General features: G+C 64.9%; 13 protein-coding genes and 1 pseudogene. 6 read left to right on the forward strand and 8 right to left on the reverse strand.

The annotated features are described in order from the left end of the window. Window positions 1-5: 5 nt before the first annotated feature. Window positions 6-659: a translesion DNA synthesis-associated protein ImuA gene (gene imuA / locus F7R02_RS13865; RefSeq protein WP_167521032.1), complete on the reverse strand. Its 654-nt coding sequence runs from the start codon at window positions 657-659 to the stop codon at window positions 6-8. A gap of 1 nt (window position 660) precedes the next feature. Then, window positions 661-1266 carry a transcriptional repressor LexA gene (gene lexA, locus F7R02_RS13870; protein ID WP_003490243.1) on the reverse strand — a complete coding sequence of 202 codons (606 nt, stop codon included), beginning with the start codon at window positions 1264-1266 and terminating at the stop codon, window positions 661-663. A 147-nt stretch (window positions 1267-1413) separates the two neighbouring features. Between lexA and F7R02_RS13875 the strand changes: the two genes are divergently transcribed. Further along, window positions 1414-1635 carry an AbrB/MazE/SpoVT family DNA-binding domain-containing protein gene (locus tag F7R02_RS13875; RefSeq protein WP_003490241.1) on the forward strand — a complete coding sequence of 74 codons (222 nt, stop codon included), beginning with the start codon at window positions 1414-1416 and terminating at the stop codon, window positions 1633-1635. An 8-nt stretch (window positions 1636-1643) separates the two neighbouring features. Next, window positions 1644-2069, forward strand: a complete 426-nt coding sequence (locus F7R02_RS13880; RefSeq protein WP_033479379.1) for a type II toxin-antitoxin system death-on-curing family toxin — start codon at window positions 1644-1646, stop codon at window positions 2067-2069. A 109-nt stretch (window positions 2070-2178) separates the two neighbouring features. On the opposite strand, the gene F7R02_RS13885 is transcribed toward F7R02_RS13880, so the two are convergent. The 4 genes from F7R02_RS13885 to F7R02_RS13900 form a co-directional block, all read right to left on the reverse strand. Next, window positions 2179-2682 carry a DUF6496 domain-containing protein gene (locus F7R02_RS13885; RefSeq protein WP_059028485.1) on the reverse strand — a complete coding sequence of 168 codons (504 nt, stop codon included), beginning with the start codon at window positions 2680-2682 and terminating at the stop codon, window positions 2179-2181. A 165-nt stretch (window positions 2683-2847) separates the two neighbouring features. Continuing rightward, the gene (locus F7R02_RS13890) at window positions 2848-3189 is read right to left on the reverse strand and encodes a cupin domain-containing protein (protein ID WP_078588832.1); all 342 of its coding nucleotides are present in this window, start codon (window positions 3187-3189) and stop codon (window positions 2848-2850) included. A 62-nt stretch (window positions 3190-3251) separates the two neighbouring features. After that, window positions 3252-3845 (reverse strand): GIY-YIG nuclease family protein, encoded by a 594-nt coding sequence (locus tag F7R02_RS13895; protein ID WP_033484051.1) that lies wholly within the window; start codon window positions 3843-3845, stop codon window positions 3252-3254. Then, on the reverse strand, window positions 3842-5158 hold the full coding sequence (locus tag F7R02_RS13900; RefSeq protein ID WP_078588834.1) for a DUF763 domain-containing protein: 1317 nt from the start codon (window positions 5156-5158) through the stop codon (window positions 3842-3844). Before F7R02_RS13900 ends, F7R02_RS13895 begins: the two co-directional genes overlap by 4 nt. Window positions 5159-5438: 280 nt before the next feature. Between F7R02_RS13900 and F7R02_RS13905 the strand changes: the two genes are divergently transcribed. From F7R02_RS13905 to F7R02_RS13915, 3 genes are read left to right on the forward strand one after another with little or no spacing between them, the layout of a single operon-like run. Continuing rightward, window positions 5439-6017 (forward strand): (2Fe-2S)-binding protein, encoded by a 579-nt coding sequence (locus F7R02_RS13905; protein WP_005920580.1) that lies wholly within the window; start codon window positions 5439-5441, stop codon window positions 6015-6017. Continuing rightward, window positions 5990-7078 carry an FAD binding domain-containing protein gene (locus F7R02_RS13910; protein WP_172397184.1) on the forward strand — a complete coding sequence of 363 codons (1089 nt, stop codon included), beginning with the start codon at window positions 5990-5992 and terminating at the stop codon, window positions 7076-7078. Before F7R02_RS13905 ends, F7R02_RS13910 begins: the two co-directional genes overlap by 28 nt. Next, window positions 7075-9372: a xanthine dehydrogenase family protein molybdopterin-binding subunit gene (locus F7R02_RS13915; protein WP_078588835.1), complete on the forward strand. Its 2298-nt coding sequence runs from the start codon at window positions 7075-7077 to the stop codon at window positions 9370-9372. Before F7R02_RS13910 ends, F7R02_RS13915 begins: the two co-directional genes overlap by 4 nt. A gap of 442 nt (window positions 9373-9814) precedes the next feature. Here F7R02_RS13915 and F7R02_RS13920 read toward each other — a convergent pair whose 3' ends face one another. Together F7R02_RS13920 and F7R02_RS13925 are read right to left on the reverse strand one after the other, a co-directional pair. Next, window positions 9815-12343 (reverse strand): excinuclease ABC subunit UvrA, encoded by a 2529-nt coding sequence (locus F7R02_RS13920; RefSeq protein ID WP_078588836.1) that lies wholly within the window; start codon window positions 12341-12343, stop codon window positions 9815-9817. 256 nt (window positions 12344-12599) lie between these two features. Continuing rightward, window positions 12600-13238 (reverse strand): HD domain-containing protein, encoded by a 639-nt coding sequence (locus F7R02_RS13925; RefSeq protein ID WP_005930538.1) that lies wholly within the window; start codon window positions 13236-13238, stop codon window positions 12600-12602. Window positions 13239-13386: 148 nt separating this feature from the next. On the opposite strand from F7R02_RS13925, the pseudogene F7R02_RS13930 reads away from it, so the two are divergent. Beyond that, window positions 13387-14134 (forward strand): annotated as a pseudogene (locus F7R02_RS13930) (EAL domain-containing protein). Window positions 14135-14183: the final 49 nt, after the last annotated feature.

Genomic DNA, 14183 nt, shown 5'->3' on the forward strand with positions numbered 1-14183 from the left:
GCGCCTCAATGCGCCAGCCGCAGCGGCTGCGACGGTACCTGCCCGCCGCGGCACTTGCGCACCTGCCAGGCATCGCGCTCGGGCAGGAATTCCAGCCGCAAGGCCGCCGGCGATGCATTCACCGCATGACGGCGGTCGCGCAGTGCGAAGGCGCAGCAATTGCCGCTATCGGCCGCGACCTGCAACCGGCGCAGCGCACGCGCATCGCCGGTTTGCGGCCAGCCCAGTACCGCAGCGCATGCGCCGCTGCGCAAGCATTGTTCGAACGCCCATAACGCTTCGCGCGGCTCGGCCTGCACCACTTCCAGATGCTCCAGCACCACCCCGCCCGCGTGCCAGGCCGGCGCGTAAGGAATGAACGGCGGCGCGACCAGCACGACCCGGCTGCTGCTGGCGGTCATGCGTGCCAGCGTGGGCAGCAACAAGGCGATCTCGCCGATGCCATGCGCAGGCAACAACAACTCGGTCAAGGCACGCCGCGGCCAGCCGCCATCGGGCAGCAACGCATCCAATGCCACATGCCCGGTGGATTCGCCGCCATTGGCGGTGGCCGTGCCCTGGCCTGCACGCCAGACGGTGCGCGCGGCGAGCAGGGCGTCCAGCGGCAGTGCCACTGCTGCATTGCCGTCCTGGCTGATGCGCGCCGGCTCCTGGCTCATCTCAGCCCTGCCGGATCAGGCCGCAGTACAGCCCTTCGATAGCGAAGTCGGCATCGGCCGCCACCACGATCGGCGCATGGGCGCGATTGCGCGGCAGCAGGCGGATCCGTTCGGCGCCGCGCTCCAGGCGCTTGATGGTGATTTCGCCATCCACCCGCGCCACCACGATCTGTCCGTCGCGCGCCTCATTGCTGCGATGCACGCCAACCAGGTCGCCATCCAGAATGCCGTCATCGATCATCGAATCCCCCTGCACCTGCAGCAGGTAATCCGGGCGCAGCGAAAACAGCGCGCGGTCCAGCCAGAGCTGACGCTCCAGGCCGATATCCGCACCGATCGGCAGGCCTGCTGCCACCCGCCCCAGCACCGGCAAGGCCAACAATGCATCGCGACCGGCGCCTCCCGGCAGACGGATGCCACGTTTCTGATTGGGCAGCAGCTCGATCAACCCGGCGTCGGCCAGCGCCTGCACATGCTTTTGTGCGGCATTGCGCGAGGCAAACCCGAAGGCCTGCGCGATCTCGGCCAGACTGGGCGAGACGCCTGCCTGGGCCTGCTCCTGCAGGAACGCCAGCACGGCGGCACGTTGGGGAGGAAGCGATGGCATGAGACTCGGCAGCAGAACGGGACAAGGTGTACATTTGTACACCCATCGATCGCAGCAGGCGAGACTGGCTTGCTGAGCGGCTTCAGCACGCACTTGCGACTGGCTGACGACAAAGTTATAACTTTAGTACTAACCCGAGATGCCGCCATGAAACTCAAGATCACTGCCATCGGCAATTCCGCTGGCGTCATCCTGCCCAAGGAACTGCTGGCCCGCCTGCGGCTTGGAAAGGGCGACGAACTCTATGCACTGGAAACACCCGACGGCATCAAGCTGACCGCATTCGACCCGACGTTGGCGGCGCAGATGGATGTTGCCGAACAGGTGATGCGTGAGGATCGCCAGGTGCTGAACAAGCTGGCCAAGTGAACACGCGCATGCTGGTCTGGGTTACGCATGCGCTTGCATTGGCCATCCACGAACGCCAATTGAGCGAGCACGGGGGCGCAAGCGGAGTGCGCGACGAAGCGCTACTGGATTCGGCACTTGCACGCCCGCAACAGCTGTTTTCGTATGGCGACCCTCCACCCGATCTGGTTGAGCTGACGGCCAGCCTGGCTTATGGGCTCGCGCGCAATCCCCCATTCGTGGATGGCAACAAACGAACTGCCCACGTGTGCTACCGAGTCTTCTTGCTGCTCAACGGTGCCGAGCTCATCGCCTCGCAGGAAGAAAAATACGTTGCCATGATGAGGCTGGCCGATGGCGCGTGGAGCGAAGCGACATTCGCCCAGTGGCTACGGCCGCGCGTGCGATTGCGTGCAGACACGCATGTGCACGAACCGCAAGGTCATTACGGCTGAAGCAATCCTGGGCAGCAACGCGTCAGTATTGGCACATGCATGCGCAAGTAGCAGATCTACATATCGCAACTCGGTCAGCATCGACGTCGCTGTCTGACGCATGCCCCCTTTATTCAGCACGCTTCCGCGTCGCCGCCGCTTTCTTCGCGGCGGCCTTGCGTACTGCCGGGCCCTTGGTCTTTGCCGCCTTCTTTGCTGCCGTCGAACGGTCGCTGGCTGTGCGCTTTTTCGCGGCACTCGTGGTCTGTTTGGACAATGCCTTCTTCCCCACCGTCTTCTTGGCGGTAGTGCCCTTGCTGGCGGTCTTGAGGGCTTTCTTGGCACCGGCCGAGCGCGTCGGCGACACCGGCTTTTTGGAGGTTGCAGCTGCCTTGTCCTGCGCGGCTTTTTTCTTGGTGGCCTTGGACGCGGAACTGCGCGGTGCAACATCCACACCATCGCGGCGCGCCTTGGACAAGCCGATCGCAATGGCCTGCTTGGTGCTTTTCACACCATGCGCGCCGTCGCGCACCTGGTCGATTTCTTCTTTGACATATTCGCCGGCCTGGGTGCTGGCCGATTTTCCTTCGCGCTTGTCCTTGGCAGCAGCGCGGCGTGTCTTGGCTTGTGGCATGGCACTTCCCCTGTCGTGGATGGCAACTCGATGTAACAAGCGCAGCGTCAACGCGCAGTGGGCGCGGTGCTCACCTGGCGTTGAAGCATGCCTGCCGCTTTTGCAAAGTCACGCACCTGCGCAGTGACCGATCCAGTCAACGACATGCGACACCGCCAGCGATCACTACGCCTCACCGGCTGGCAAGGGTTCGCCTTGGGCATCGTAGGCGGGCGGGTGATAGAAATTGACCGTCTTCAGCGGCGTGTTCCCGGTATTGCGGATCTCGTGCGTTTCACCGCGCTCGATGGCGATCAGGCTACCGGCCTGCAGTGCATGCCTCTGCCCCTCGACGACCGCCTCGCCGGTGCCGTCCACCACGTACAGCCATTGATCGGCACCTCGGTGGCGATTGTCTGGCCCGCCTTCGCCCTCGCCTGGTGCAATCACCATTTCAGCGGCTTGCACCTGGCGCACCGAAAACAGCACCTTGAACGCGTCGGTCAATGTCAGTTGTGCAATCTGCATCAGGCACTCCTCAGGGTTGAGGCGATGCTGAGGCGACGCACGTCAACGTGCTGGCAACATGCTCAGCCGTTGCGGCAATACCAAGCCCAAATGTGTTCGGGCAGATGGTGCTGCACGGGAAAATCCAATGCGCGATAGCCATCGAGTACATCGCGCAGCGCACGTTGCGCTGGCGTAGGACCGGCCAGGCCATCCAGTTCGTCCGCACTCAACTGCACCGCGGCCCAGTCGTAGAGCCGATCGATACGCTGGGCCATCACCGCCTGCAGCCAGTCGCGCAACACGAACACGCGATACCCGCCCTGCTGCAGTTGCGCTACTGCACGTTGCAATGCATCGCCAACGCCCCGAAACCATTCGGTATGCCCACCGGCCACTGCACGGATCGCCATCGGTGCCGGTGCGTTGTGCGCAAGCAGCGGACGCCGCAGTTGCAGCTCAAGATCGCGTGCATCGCGCTCGCGCTCGGTTTCCACCAGCAGCCCGTGCTCCAGATCGAAAAAATCGAACCAGCGCGGATGCAGGCTAGCGATGCGCCCCAGCGGATCGCGCGAGAAACCGATCTTACAATGGTCTTCCCACTGGCACGGGAACACGTAGGTGAAGCAACGTCCGTCGATGGCTACTGGCGTGCTGCTACGTGCGCGTACGCTCATCGGCGACCTGCATGCGCTTGGGTTTGCACCGCGTGCGCATCCTCCGGCGCCGGCTCCCAGCCGAACACGCTGCGCCCGCCATAGCGATGCGAATCGCGACGTTCCTGCGCGATGTAGTCGTCCACCGTCGGCCCTTGCGTACTGGCTTCGAGCCGACGCGCCTGCGCGTCCAGCCGCGCGATCGCCTGCAAGCGTTCGTCGTTGCCCAGTTTGGCCTGCTGCATCGCTTGCTTGAGTACGCCGATGGTGTGGTCGAGCACGCGTGTGGGCACCGGGAACGGTTGCCGGTCCTTGCCCCCATGCGCAAGCGAAAAGCGCGCCGGGTCGCTGAAACGGCATGGCGTGCCGTGCATCACCTCGGCCACCATCGCCAGCGAGCGCAACGTGCGCGCACCCACACCAGGCACTTGCAGCAGCGCGGTGAAATCGCGCGGTCCCGCTTCGGCAGCGGCGGCCAAGCTGGCGTGCAGTCGTCGTGTAATCACGTTTTCGCTGCGCACGTCATGATGATCGGGCATGGACAGATGCGGGTGTTGTGCCGGGTCCCAGGCGTGGCCGGCGAACAGATCGCCGGTGAGCGGACCTTGCGCCGCAGGCGCCTCCACACCCGCAATCCGTTGCCATTGGCGTGCCAGCCGGTCCGGCGCTGTGCTGCGCAGCAGTGCCACCTGCGCATCGCGCGAGGCAGCGGCGCGGTGATCGGCGAGATTGACGATCTCGCCTTGATGCGCGCCCTCGATGGCAGCATGCGGCGCATCCACAAAACTGCTCAGGCCTTCGGAGAGCCAGTGATACCGGCGCGCCTGCTTGCGCTGCCCGTGCATGCCCTGCTGCACCACCACCCAGCGGCCATCGTCGCTGACGATGAAACCATGCAGGTACAGATCGAAGCCGTCCTGCACGGCAGCGCTGTCCACCTTGGCGACCAGGCGGCTGGCCTGTGCCAAAGCGGCGCCGTCCAGCCCGACCGCATCGCCCACTGCCAGCAATTCGGAAGGCGTGGCACGCGAATGCCGGCCGCGCCCGCCACAGACATGGATGCCCAGTTCGCCGGCCAGTGGCGTCAACCCACGCTTGAGCGCGCCGAGCACGCTGGTGGTAATGCCGGACGAATGCCAGTCCATGCCCATGACCGCACCGAACGACTGAAACCAGAACGGGTGCGCAAGCCGCCGCAACAATTCATCGCGCCCATAGCTGTGCACGATCGCCTCGCACATCACTGCGCCAAGCCGCGTCATCCGCTCACCCAACCAACGCGGGACGCGACCTCCATGCAAGGGAAGATCCGCACTGCCACCACGCCGGCTCATTGCTGCCGCCTCTTCTTCATGCGGTCAGGATAACGGCGGCACGTCGCAACAGCTGGGACACCAGCGCGCTGACGCGCGCGGAAAGCTGACGAATTCAGCGCATGGCATGGCACTTTACGCGCACCGCATGCAGGCACGAGCGTGCAGCGACCAGGATGCCGCTCCTGAATGCGCGTACGCCGTGTTGTATCGCCGCCAATCGCAGCCGTGGTCACTTTGCGTTGACCACAGCGCCGTCAAGGTGGTGGTCCTTCTCCTCAGCCATCGCCACGGGGTTCGCATGACTGCCACACCCGCCACTGCCCATGACACGGCGCCGGCCACTGCCACCACCAGTGCGCCGACCTACCCGGTCAACCTGCGCATCAACGGTCAGCCATATCACTTGCAGCTCGAAGCCTGGGTGAGCCTGCTCGACCTGCTGCGCGACCGCCTCGACCTCACCGGCACCAAGAAAGGTTGCGACCATGGCCAATGCGGCGCTTGCACGGTGCTGGTCGATGGCCGCCGCATCAACAGCTGCCTGACCCTGGCCGTCATGCAGGACGGTGCCGACATCACCACCGTCGAGGGGCTGGCCGATGGCGACGCACTGCATCCGCTGCAACGCGCCTTCATCGCCAACGACGCATTTCAGTGCGGTTACTGCACCCCGGGGCAGCTGTGCTCGGCCGTGGGCTTGATCAACGAAGGCAAGGCGCACGACCGCGACCAGGTGCGTGAACTGATGAGCGGCAATATCTGCCGCTGCGGTGCCTATCCGCAGATCACCGATGCCGTGATGGAGGTGATGGGCAAGCCCAGCGACAGCAGCGACAGCGCGGCCACCCCGTGGACGCCCGGGACGGTGCCGGCATGATTCCGCTCACCTATACACGCCCGGACACCGTCGATGCCGCACTCGGCGCGATTGCAGTGCGCAGCGGCGACACGCAGCCGGTGCCCTCCGAGGCACCGGTACGCTTTATCGCCGGCGGCACCAATCTCACCGACCTGATGAAACTGCAGCTGATGCGCCCCAGCAGCCTGGTCGACATCAATCGGCTGCCGCTGGACAGCATCAGCACCCAGCACGATGGCGGCCTGCGCCTGGGTGCGCTGGCGCGCAATGCCGACACCGCATATCACCCGGAGGTGGAAACGCGTTACCCCTTGTTGAGCGCGGCGATTCTGGCCGGCGCTTCGCCGCAGATTCGCAACATGGCAAGCAATGGCGGCAACCTGCTGCAGCGCACGCGCTGCATGTATTTCTACGACCATGCCACCCCTTGCAACAAACGCGACCCGGGCACCGGCTGTTCGGCCATTGGCGGGTTGACCAAATACAACGCCATTCTCGGCACCAGCGCGCACTGCATCGCCACGCATCCATCGGATATGTGCGTGGCCTTGGCTGCGCTGGATGCGGTGATACATGTGCAGGGCACCAAGGGCGAGCGCGACATTGCGTTCTCGCAGTTCCACCGCCTGCCCGGCGATCACCCGGAACTGGACAGCACCTTGGCTCCGGACGAGTTAATCGTGCATATCGACCTCCCCGACGCGAAGCGCTTCGTCGCACACAGTGCGTATCTCAAGATCCGCGAGCGCCTTTCGTACGCGTTTGCGCTGGTGTCGGTAGCGGCCGCATTGGACCTGGCCGACGACGGCAGCATCCGCGAAGTGCGTGTTGCACTGGGCGGCGTGGCGCACAAACCCTGGCGCAATGCCGATGCAGAAGCACAGCTGGTCGGCCAGCCGGCCAATGCCGACACCTTCGGCCGCCTGGCCGACACGCTGCTGCAAGGTGCGCAACCGCAAGGCGAAAACGCCTTCAAGCTGCCGCTGGCACGCCGCGCCATCGTGCGCGCATTGAGCGTTGCACGCGAGGGCACCATCGACAACCGCGGGCGCACCAGTGCGCTGGAGGAATCGCCATGAACGCACGCAGCACCGACCTGTCCGACAGCGAGCTGACCCCGCCGGTTGCCGACAGCGGCACCGGCTATCGCCCCACCGGCACCGGCGTCACGCGCATCGACGGACGCGCAAAAGTCACCGGACAGGCACGTTATGCCGCCGAATGGCCGGTGCCGGATCTGGCCTATGGCGTGGTGGTCAACAGCAGCATTGCCAAGGGTGAGATCGTTGCCTTCCATCTGGATGCAGCACGCGCAGTCCCCGGCGTGCTGGAGATCGTCACCCACGAAAACCGCCCGCATATGCGCGGCATGGACCTGTTCTACAAGGACATGACGGCACCGGCCGGTTCGCCGTTCCGTCCGTTGTACGACAACAAGATCTTGTACAGCGGCCAGCCCATCGCGCTGGTGGTTGCCGAGACCTTCGAAGCGGCGCGCCATGCGGCGCATCTGGTGGAAGTGGAGTTGCTGCAGGATCCACATGACACCAACCTGATGACCGACCTGGACCGTGCGCACAAACCCAGGCCGTTGAAGGCCGGCTTTTCGCCGCCGCCCAAGGACAAGGGCGATCCGCAGAGCGCATTCGACAATGCCGCGTGCCAGGTACAGGCCGACTACTACAGCGGCGTCGAGCACCACAACCCGATGGAGTTGTTCGCTTCCACCGTCATCCGCGATGCCGACGGCCACTTCACCATTTACGACAAAACCCAGGGGTCGCAGAACAGCCGTTGGTACGTGTCGCACGTGTTTGGGCTCAGCAAGCGCAAGGTGACCGTGCGCAACCCGTACGTGGGCGGCGCGTTTGGCTCCGGGCTGCGCCCGCAGTATCAACTGCCACTGGCGGTGATGGCGTCGATCCTGCTGGATCGATCGGTCCGTGTGGTGCTGACACGGCAACAGATGTTCACCTTCGGCCACCGCCCGGAAACGCTGCAGCGGCTCAAGCTCGGCGCAGACCGCGACGGCACCTTGCGCTCGGTCTGGCATGAAGCCATCGCCGAAACCTCTCGCATCGAAGACTACGTGGAGGTGGTGGTCAACTGGAGCGGGCAGTTGTATGCCTGCGACAACGTGCACCTGGGCTACAAGTTGGTGAGTCTGGACCAATACAGCCCGATCGACATGCGGGCGCCCGGCGCCGCGCATGGTGTGCATGCGCTGGAAGTGGCGATGGACGAGTTGGCCTATGAGGTCGGCATCGATCCGTTGGCACTGCGCCTGAAGAACTACGCCGAGGTCAACCCGGCCGACGACAAGCCCTACTCCACCAAGGCGCTGCGCCAGTGTTACGAGCAAGGGGCAGAGCGCTTCGGTTGGGCGCAACGCCCCTTGCAACCGCGCGCGCGCAAGGAAGGCAGCGAGTGGGTGGGCTGGGGCATGGCCACCGGGCAATGGGACGCGATGCAGATGTTCGCGCGCGCTCATGCAGCGCTGCATGCCGACGGCCGTTTGGTGGTCAGCAGCGCGGCCAGCGATATCGGCACCGGTACCTACACGGTGATGGCGATGATCGCTGCCGAAGCATTAGGCCTGCCGTTGGAGCAGGTGACGTTTCAACTTGGCGACTCCACCTTGCCGGTTGCGCCGATCGAAGGCGGCTCCTCGCACGTCACCACTGTGGGATCGGCAGTGGATGGCGTGTGCGCGAAGCTGCGCGCGCGCCTGTTGCGCCTGGCCCAGGCCCTGCCAGAGTCGCGCTTTGCCAAGGCCAGAACTGACGATGTGGTCTTTGCGGACGGCAAGCTGGCATTGCGGGCCGATGCCAGCAGCGCCCTCGCCTTGACCGACCTGCTGCGCACTGCAGGGCTGGAGCAGATCGAAGATAAATTCCTCCTGCTACCGAACGTACTCAAGCAACGCAAATACACCCGTGCCACGCACGGCGCCGTGTTTGTGGAGGTCCGGGTGGACGAAGAACTGGGCACGGTGCGGGTCACCCGCGTGGTCAGCGCCATTGCGGCCGGGCGCATCCTCAATCCGATCACCGCACGTAGCCAGATCGTTGGTGGCGTGGTCTGGGGCATTGGCCAGGCTCTGCACGAGCACACCCAATCCGACCATCGCTTCGGCCGCTTCATGAATCACGACCTGGCGCTGTATCACGTCTCCGCCAACGCCGACATTCACGACATCGATGTGATCTTCGCGGACGAAGACGACCGCGTCGTGAGCAGCCTGGGTGCGAAAGGTGTTGGCGAAATCGGTTTGGTCGGCGTTTCGGCGGCGATCTGCAACGCCATCTTCCACGCCACCGGCAAGCGCATCCGCAGCACGCCGATGACACCGGACAAGGTGATGGCGGACTGACCTGCATTGCACGTTGCGCTTGCAGGGGATGCTTGGCGCTGCGTGAAGTGAAGTGAAATGAAGTGAATGAAGTGATCCCAATCATCGGGCCCAATGCATCGCTGCATTGGGCCCGCTGCCATGTGTCGGCGACAAACCCGCTCGTACCGTCGCGCCGCAGATGCAGCACCTGCCACTGCCACCCAGCGGCGCGCAGCTTTTTTCCTGCCTTATGCCCCAGTACCGCCCACGCACCTACGTTAGCGGTCGTGATCGCTAGGCAGGCATGTGGGTGATCGGCCTGGCAGGCAGCGGCAAATCGACGGCGATGCCAGACACATCCCGCAACGTGTCACCGCTTTTTTCCGGTGTATCCGTGTGCGTCCCGCCTGGGCCGACCGGGAGCGCAGGCATGCATGGCATTTCGTACGACGCGGCGCGGGCTGACCAACATGTCGGCTACTTATTCCCCGCGCAACACCTGCGCCAGGAACGGTGCGGTGCGGCTGCCACGATGGCGTGCCACGACATCCGGTGGTCCTGCCACCACCACGTGACCGCCGGCGCCGCCCGCGCCCGGCCCCATATCCAGCACCCAGTCGCTGCTGGCGGCCACGCGCATATCGTGTTCGACCACGATCACGGTGTTGCCTGCATAGACCAGCCCTTGCAACTGGGCCATCAAGGTATCCACGTCGGACGGATGCAGGCCGGTGGTGGGCTCGTCCAGTACGTAGACGGTGTCGCGCTTTTGGGCGCGTTGCAATTCGGTCGCCAGCTTGATGCGCTGCGCTTCGCCACCGGACAGTTCGGTGGCCGGCTGGCCAAGACGCAGATAGCCCAGCCCCACTTCGCGCAACACCTGCAACGGGCGCAACACGCTGGCATCGTCGGCAAAGAAGATGGCTGCCTGATCCACCGTCATTTCCAGCACCTGCGCGATGTTGCGACCGCGTAGCGCGATCTCCAACGTCTTGGCGTTATAGCGCGCGCCGTGGCAGGTCGGGCACGGTACGTAGACGCTGGGCATGAACAGCAATTCCACATACACCGAGCCTTCGCCCTCGCAGGTGGCACAGCGGCCCTTGGCGACGTTGAAGGAGAACTGCCCTGGGTCGTAACGGCGCCGGCGTGCGGCGGGCGTGGCCGCAAACAGCTTGCGCACCGGGTCGAACAGGCCGGTGTAGGTGGCCAGATTGGAGCGCGGGGTACGGCCGATGGGTTTTTGATCCACGCGCACCAGCCGGCGCACCTGATCCAGCCCGGCAACAATCGCACCCTCCGATGGCACCTGCGTGCCGCGCTCCAGTGGATCCAGCGCTTCTTCGTCCTCTGCCTGCGCCTGACCCAGATGGGCGGCCAGCAGTTCCACCAGCGCCTGACTCACCAACGACGATTTGCCCGAGCCGGACACACCGGTCACGGTAGTGAACACACCTAACGGCAGGTCCACATCCAGCGCGCGGACGTTGTTGCGGGTGATGCCGCGCAGCTGCAACCAACCGCTTGCCGCGCGCGCCTGGCGCTGCACCTGCGGCGGCGTGCCGAACAGATAGCGCCGTGTGGAAGAGGCCTGCACCTGCTCCAAGCCTGCGGGCGGCCCGCTATAAAGTACCTGCCCGCCCTGCGCGCCGGCCGCCGGGCCTACATCCACGATCCAGTCTGCATGGCGGATCACGTCCACTTCGTGTTCGACCACGAAGACCGAATTGCCGGCCGCCTTGATTTGATCCAACGCACCCAGCAGCGCCTGCGCATCGGCGGGATGCAAGCCGGCCGATGGTTCGTCCATCACGTACACCACGCCGAACAACTGCGAGCGGATCTGCGTAGCCAGCCGCAGCCGTTGCAACTCGCCCGGCGACAAGGTGGGCGTGCTGCGCTCCAAGCTGAGGTAGCCCAGACCCAGCGCCTGTACGACGGCAATACGCGCGCGCAGATCCGCGGCGATGCGTTGCGCGGCGATCGCTTGTTCCGGATGTTGGCGCGTATCTTTACGCGTACCTTTGGATGGGGCGGCTTCGGCGGCGGGGCGCAGCAGCTCGGCCACCTCGTCCAGCGGGCGCCGCGACAGCTCCCCAATGTCCAGCCCGGCAAAGGTGACCGACAAGGCCTCGCGGCGCAGGCGCTTGCCATCGCACTGCACGCATTGTGTGCTGAGCAAATACTGCGCCACGCGCTTTTTCATCTGCGCGCTCTGGGTGGTGGCGAAGGTGTCCAGCACATAACGCCGCGCACTGGTGAACGTGCCCATGTAGCTGGGCTCTTCCTTGCGCTTGAGGGCGCGCCTGACCTCGGCCACGTTGTAACCGGCGTATACCGGCACCACCGGCTGTTCGTCGGTAAACAGGATCCAGTCGCGGGTTTTCTTCGGCAGCGTGTGCCATGGCACATCCACGTCATGGCCCAGCGTGGTGAGGATGTCGCGCTGGTTCTGCCCATGCCATGCGCCCGGCCAGGCGGCGACCGCACGGTCGCGAATGCTCAGGCTGCGGTCGAGCACCATGGTCGCTTCGGTGGCGTCATAGATGCGCCCCAGGCCGTGGCAGGTGGGGCATGCCCCTGCGGGCGTGTTCGGCGAAAAACCGTCGGCGTAGATGATCTCCTGCCCCGGCGGATACTGGCCGGCACGCGAATACAGCATGCGCAACGAGTTGGAGATGGTGGTGACGCTGCCCACCGACGAGCGTGCGCTAGGCGCGCCGCGGGCCTGCTGCAGGGCCACCGCCGGTGGCAGGCCATCGATGGCATCCACCTCCGGCACGCCTACCTGGTCGATCAGGCGCCGCGCATACGGCGAGATCGAATCCAGATAGCGCCGCTGCGCCTCCGCAAAGATGGTGCCGAACGCCAACGACGACTTGCCCGATCCGGAAACGCCGGTGAACACCACCAGTGCATCGCGGGGGACATCCACATCCACGTTCTTGAGGTTGTGCTCGCGCGCGCCGCGTACGCGCACCAGGCCACTGGAAGACGTCGCGTTTGACATGACTACCGACACCAGAGTCGACAAGACGCCAGCCTAGCGCGCGCGACATGCAGCCGGTGTCAGCGATGGTGACCGAGCGCAGGCAACACCTGACCTGCCAGGCGCTGCAGATGCTATGGCGTGGCGACCACGCGTGAGAGGCAGTCGTCAGATGGGGGGCGAACAGTGCGCTGCAACCACATCTTCGCACGGTACCGGCTCCTGCCGCGCGTAGCCAGCGCCCGCCTGCCGGGCGTACGCCGTCCCTCAGCGGCGCTTAGCCCAGCGCATGCGCAGGCGTCACCTGCTCACCGGTGGCGGCCAGCGCATGCATGCGCATCACCATGCCACTGAACAGGCGCGCAGTGGCAGCATTGCGCGTACGGAAGACCTCTTCCAGCGCGGCGTAATACCACAGGGTGCCTTCGCGCCCGGCAGTGAACACATTGAAGATGTCCTGACCGACGGCAGGATTTTCCAGGTCCTGCACGATGCTGCGCGCGTTATAGAGCTTGTCGCAGCCGGACACCAGCAGCGCGCGCTCGGGCGTCTTGCGCAGGTGCGCAAGATAGGCCTGCTTGCGCTCGCGCCAATCGCGTTTGCGTGCGCGCTGGTTGTTGTCCACCTCGGCCTTGTCTTCGGCAGTGGCATCGGTGCAAGCCATCACGATATCGGCCACCGCATCGCCGAACTGCGCACGGATCGAGGCCTCGTGCCCGCCACCGCAGTCTTCCACCACATCGTGCAGCAGGCCGGCGATGGCCTGCTCCTCATCGCCGCCGCATTCCAGCACCAGCGTCGAGACGCCCAGCAAATGACTCAGGTAGGGGACCTGCGTGCCCTTGCGCACCTGGCCGGCGTGAGCGATGCGCGCGTAGTCCACGGCCAGGGCGTAGCGTTCGGTGAGAGCGGTCATGGGGCATCCGATGCGAGCGATGCGCCTAGTATCGCCGAGCCCGACTGCCGACAGGTGAGGACGCTGCCATGAGCGATTCAGGCTAAATACTGCGCGATCGCGGCCGATAGGTCTAGGCTGCACCTACGCCGTTCGATGATCTAACGCCATGACCACGCTTCCTGTCTGCAACGCCTGCCGCGACGGCCAGGACTTCCCCACCGCGATCACCATGGCCTTCCAGCCGATCGTGGACGTGTCCACTCGCAGCATCTACGCAGGCGAGGCTTTGGTGCGCGGCATCAACGGCGAGTCGGCCGGCAGCATCCTGGCCGCAGTGGATGAGCGCAATCGCTATGCATTCGACCAGGCCTGCCGCATCAAGGCCATCGAATGCGCCGCGCAGATCGCCTTGCCGGCGCTGCTGTCGATCAACTTCATGCCCAACGCGGTCTATAACCCCGAGCATTGCCTGCGCGCCACGCTGTCGGCCACGGCGCAATACGGCTGGCCGCTCAACGCCATCATCTTTGAAGTCAGCGAGCAGGAACATCTTACCGACCCGGCGCACCTGCTCGGCATCCTGCGCACCTATCAGGCGCGCGGCATGAAAAACCGCCATCGACGACTTCGGCGCCGGCTACGCCGGGCTCGGCCTGCTGGCCGAGTTCCAGCCGGATCTGCTCAAGCTGGACATCGCCCTGGTCCGCGGTATCGACACCGACCGCAGCCGCCAGGCCATCGTGCGCCACGTGACGCGCATGTGCGAAGAGCTCGGCATCGCCGTCATTGCCGAAGGCATCAAACAACCCGACCAATACCGCGCCCTGCGCGACCTGGGCATCCACCTGCAGCAAGGTTATCTGTTCGCCAGACCGCAGATCGGCGAACTACCGAAGGTGCATTGGCCGGAGTGAGTGCGCGCGCGTACCGATGACGTGGCATTGAGTCACTTCTGGAGGGAAC

The organism is Xanthomonas cissicola, assembly GCF_008801575.1.
GTDB lineage: Bacteria > Pseudomonadota > Gammaproteobacteria > Xanthomonadales > Xanthomonadaceae > Xanthomonas > Xanthomonas cissicola.